The 4,665-nt window shown below is 59.1% G+C and carries 4 protein-coding genes; 1 reads left to right on the top strand and 3 read right to left on the bottom strand.

Annotated features, from left to right (window positions below; genetic code table 11):
- Positions 1-106: 106 nt before the first annotated feature.
- From DW850_RS09900 to DW850_RS09890, 3 genes are all read right to left on the bottom strand, one after another.
- Entirely contained in the window at positions 107-1,507 is a 1,401-nt protein-coding gene (locus DW850_RS09900; RefSeq protein WP_117630036.1) for a phosphoglucomutase/phosphomannomutase family protein, read from the bottom strand.
- 158 nt (positions 1,508-1,665) lie between these two features.
- The gene (locus tag DW850_RS09895) at positions 1,666-2,559 is read right to left on the bottom strand and encodes a homocysteine S-methyltransferase family protein (protein WP_117786957.1); all 894 of its coding nucleotides are present in this window, start codon (positions 2,557-2,559) and stop codon (positions 1,666-1,668) included.
- A gap of 10 nt (positions 2,560-2,569) precedes the next feature.
- Positions 2,570-2,992, bottom strand: coding sequence for a metal-dependent transcriptional regulator (locus DW850_RS09890; protein WP_089573098.1), 423 nt, complete (start codon positions 2,990-2,992; stop codon positions 2,570-2,572).
- Positions 2,993-3,112: 120 nt separating this feature from the next.
- On the opposite strand from DW850_RS09890, the gene pepT reads away from it, so the two are divergent.
- On the top strand, positions 3,113-4,360 hold the full coding sequence (gene pepT / locus DW850_RS09885) for a peptidase T (protein ID WP_117630037.1): 1,248 nt from the start codon (positions 3,113-3,115) through the stop codon (positions 4,358-4,360).
- Positions 4,361-4,665: the final 305 nt, after the last annotated feature.

Here is a 4,665-nt window from a genome sequence, read left to right as displayed (position 1 = left end):
GGAATCTGGGCGTACACATTTCCTACACAATTTGGGATCCGACTAACGTTTGCCAGCCGTTAACTACCGCTCACCGAGCATCTCTTTATATAAGGCAGTCTCATGGTTAAAGCGGATACGTTCCCCTAGCTAAAGCACAGCCAGCATCGAGCAACTCATCACGTTCTTCCACCGAGAACCCCTCGGCGTAGACGCGCACCACTGGTTCGGTCCCGCTAGGACGGACCAGCAGCCACGTGTCATCCTCGAATGCTAAACGCAAGCCATCCATATGACTAACGTTTTGCGGCACCTTGCCACAAATCGACTTGGGGTTTACGCCCGGCAGCAGGGTTCGTAACGTTTCGGCATCTTCGGCCTCAAGGCGCAAATCGCGTCGACCGTAACTCGTCTTACCAAAACTGTCCTCGAGTTGGTCGACCAGAACGCCCAAAGGCGCGTCCGTCTTTGCCATAAGCTCACACAGAATCAGACAGGCGAGGATTCCATCGCGCTCGGGCATATGCGCGGCGATGCCGATACCACCGGCTTCCTCGCCGCCTATGAGGACGCCACCCTTCTTCATCTCTGCCGCTATATATTTGAAACCGACTGGTTTGACGGTCACGCGGCAGCCAAGCGCCTCGGCAATGCGACGCACGAGCGTCGAGCACGAAAGATTGACGACGACGCGTCCCTCCAAATTACGAAATTGAACCAAGTCGCCCAAAACGAGCGCCATGATCTGATGCGGATGTATATATCTGCCGCGCTCGTCAACCGCGCCGATACGGTCGGCGTCGCCGTCGGTCACCAGGCCAGCGCAAGCTCCGTCCTCGATAACCGTATGCTCGCAAGCGTCCACCCACGGCTCAACGGGGTCGGGGCAGATATCTTCTTGGTCAGGCGCCTGCCCGGCGTGAATCTCGTGCACCTCAACGCCAAGCTCGCGCAGCAAGTCGGCTAGATAGCCCTGGGCTGCGCCGCCCATGGGGTCAACAACCACGCGCAGGTGCGCGGCGCGGATGGCTTCGGCATCGACAAACGATGCCACCGCTTGCATATAGTCAGGAATGATATCCGCGGTGCGATATTGCCCCTCGATCCCCATTGGCTCGGGAGCCATGGTCTCTTCGAGCTCTTCGATGACATCCTGGTTGGCGGTCGAGCCGTCACCCATGCGAATCTTGAGACACAGATAACCCTGCGGATGATGGGACCCCGTCACCATGAGCGCGCCGCACGCCTCACCGTCATAAGCCGCCGCCCACGTAAGGGCAGGGGTCGGAACAGGTCGCGAAGCGAGCACGGCGTCTAGCCCGTGCGCTGCTAGCACACCCGCCGCAAGCTCAGCGAACTCGCGCGCCAGGGGCCGAGTGTCGAACCCTATATATACCGTTTTGCCCGGATTGGTCTTTTGCCACAACTCGCCGACGGCATCGGCGATACGGGCAACGTTATCGGCAGTGAAGTCCTCATCGACGCGAGCGCGCCAACCGTCAGTTCCAAAATGAATTATCGCGCACACGCGCAGACACCTCACAGTGTTTGGATCATGGTACGCATGAGGTATACCCGCGATACACGCTCGGCAACCTGCCGGCACTAGCATTCACCATTTGGGCAAATGCTGCCGAGGACATGCAGGCAATAAAAAAACCGCCCCGTATGGAGCGGTTTTGCCCTTTATATATCGAGCGCCTCGGCCATCGCTGCCGTAGTGATTGCCGTGGTTCCACAGCAACTGCCCACCATTGCGGCACCGGCATGTCTCCATTCGATGCATGCGCGCGCGAAAGCTTCGGGGTTCTCGTGCCATACGGGGCCATCCTGAGTCTGGACCGGATCGCCCACGTTGGGACGCACCGTGACGGGAGTAGTCGCCGATGCAACCATCCTGGGCACCGCCGCGTTCGCGGCCGCAAGCGAACAGCAATTAACACCAACCGAGTTTGCGCCGTGTTTTTCGGCGTACAAAACGGCTGCCTCGATGTTGAGGCCATCGCCCAACAGGTCGCCCTTATCGTCAACGACAAAACTCACCAGAACAGGCATGCCGTCGGCGGCATCTCGGGCGCCGGCAAGCATGGGCTGCAAATTACGGATAGACGTCACCGTCTCGATCAGCAGACCGTCAACACCAGCATTGAGCAAGGCGTGCGCCTGTTCGCGCGCAATGCCTCGGATCTCACGAAACTCGGCCGAGTCCTCGGCAAACCACTCAATACCGATCGGACCCATCGAGCCCAGCAGCAGCTGAGGGTGCGCCTGGCGGGCATCGTCGACGGCCCCGCGATTGACCTCCGCCACGGACGGCGCAATCTGGTCGTGCTTGAGGGCATAGCTTGATGCCTGAAAGGTATTGGTAATGAGTACCTGCGCGCCGGCGGCGACATACAAGCGATGGATACGAGAAACGGTCTGCGGCTCTGCCAGATTCCAAAACGCCGGTGGAATATCGGCGGCGTCGTACTCACTCAACAGAACACTGCCCATGGGGCCCTGCGCCAACAAGGTCTCGCTCGACAAGCGGCGCGCAAGTTCCTCGGCACCAAAGCGATTGTAATAACTCGTATCCATATATATCCCGCTATTCCTCGACGCTGATTCCCTGCTTTTCGAGATAGGCGAGCCAGCGGTTCATCGTGTCCTCGGATAGCGCATGCTCCATCATGCAGGCCTCGGAATCGGCTCGCTCAAATTCGACACCGAGCTCCTGAACCAAAAACGTGCGGACGAGGCGATGACGGTACCAGATAGCCGTGCCAACCTCGCGGCCGCGATCGGTCAGGACTACCTTGCCGTAGTGCGATTGCTCGACAAGCTCGGATGCCTTGAGCGCCGAAACCGCTTTATTGACCGATGCCTTGGAGACGCCAAGGCGCTGCGCGATGTCGACCGATCGCACGCCGTTGGTTTCCCCCTCTTCGCTTTCAATGCGAACCATGCACTCCAAGTAGTCTTCGTTCGCCACCGTCAGATGTAGTTCGCGCGAGCTATTTGTCGTATCCATGATCTTCCGTCCCTTCTGCATTCAATGGCTGATTCTACCCCATCCAAGCGTCGCGGTATGCCGTGGCATACCGTGCTAGAGTTCTTGTTGCACACGACGACCAAGATTGGAGCGGTCTTTATGGAAAACACCACCACGAACCCCGATGTCCTCGAGCGCTTTTTGCGCTACGTCCAGATCAACACGCAGTCCGAGGATGCAAACTGCGACCAGGTACCTTCGAGCACCGTTCAGTTTGACCTTGCCAACGTGCTGGCTGAAGAGCTGCGCGAGCTTGGTGCGGAAGATGCCCACGTGACCGAGCACGCCTATGTCTGCGCGCATATCCCCGCAAGTGCGGGCGCTGAGGACAAGCCCGCCCTGGGCCTGATCGCCCATCTCGACACCACCGAAGTTGCACCGGGCGCCGGCGTGAAGCCGCACATCGTACACTACGAAGGCGGCGACCTGGTCTGCGGCACGGTTGACGGTAAGCCCGTTGCCATGAGTACCGCCAAGCTTCCCGCCCTGAATGACCTCGCGGGTGAGGACCTGGTCTGCAGCGATGGCACCACGCTGCTGGGCGCGGACGACAAGGCAGGCGTCGCCGAGATCATGTCACTTGTCGCGCGTATCGCTCAGGACCCTTCTCTGCCCCATCCCGCACTCGGCATTTGCTTCTGCCCTGACGAGGAGATCGGCCACGGAGCCGAGCTGCTGGATATCGATACCTTTGGCTGCAAGTACGCCTACACGGTCGACGGCGGCCCCATCGGCGAGCTGGAGTGGGAGTGCTTTAACGCCGCCGAGGCGACTGTCTGCTTTGAGGGCCAGTCCATCCACCCGGGCGACGCTAAGGGCCGTATGGTCAACGCAGGCAATCTGTTCTGCGACTTCAACGCGTTGCTCCCCTACGTGCAGCGTCCGGAGTATACGGAAGGCTACGAGGGCTTTTATCACCTTGAGGGTGTATCTGCGACCGTCGATCACGCCACAGCGCGCTATATCGTCCGCGACCATGACGCCGCCAAGTTCCAGCAGAAACTCGACCTTATTGATGCCGCCGCCTCGATGCTCAACCAGCGTCTGGGTGAGGAGCGCGTGACAGTCGAGATTAAGCAGCAGTATCGAAATATGGCCGAGATCGTTTGTGACTTTCCCGAGCTTATTGATGTTGCCAAGGAAGCCTACCTTGCCTGCGGCGTTGAGCCCCAAGTGCTGCCGATTCGCGGCGGCACCGACGGCGCGCAGCTGTCGTTCCGCGGTCTGCCCTGCCCCAACCTTTCCACCGGCGGCTATTGCTACCACGGCGTCAACGAATTCGTCCCGGTCAGTTCGCTCGTCAAGATGACCGACGTGCTCCAGGAGCTCGTCGCCCGCTTTGCATAAGCCTGGCTGCACAAGTCAAAAAGACGAATCGCCCCGTCCTCAACCAAGAACGGGGCGATTTTTTGCTGCAATGAGAACAGGTTGACGCACGCCAGCCTCTTAACGCAAGGAGTGTCCCAAACTGCCGGCACAAAAGGAACGTCCCCAAGTGCCGCAAAATGACGACATCCACTCTCGCTTTGTGGGTAGTCATTGGGGAGGTTCTTGTTTGACTAGTCGTTTAAAAACGTCCCCAATGACTACCCAACGACTAGTCCGGACCAAGGCAACGCCGATGTTTTGGCAACGACAGACACTATGACCCA

The organism is Collinsella sp. AM36-4AA (assembly GCF_003467795.1).
Taxonomy (GTDB): Bacteria; Actinomycetota; Coriobacteriia; order Coriobacteriales; family Coriobacteriaceae; genus Collinsella.
The sequence above is the reverse complement of the archived record's forward strand: the minus strand, read 5'-3'. Positions and strand labels throughout refer to the sequence as shown.

What these genes read in the sequence shown, in the direction of transcription:
- DW850_RS09895 (WP_117786957.1), bottom strand. Translation starts at nt 2,559, where the DNA reads ATGGATACGAGTTATTACAATCGCTTTGGTGCCGAGGAACTTGCGCGC.
- DW850_RS09890 (WP_089573098.1), bottom strand. Translation starts at nt 2,992, where the DNA reads ATGGATACGACAAATAGCTCGCGCGAACTACATCTGACGGTGGCGAAC.
- pepT (WP_117630037.1), top strand. Translation starts at nt 3,113, where the DNA reads ATGGAAAACACCACCACGAACCCCGATGTCCTCGAGCGCTTTTTGCGC.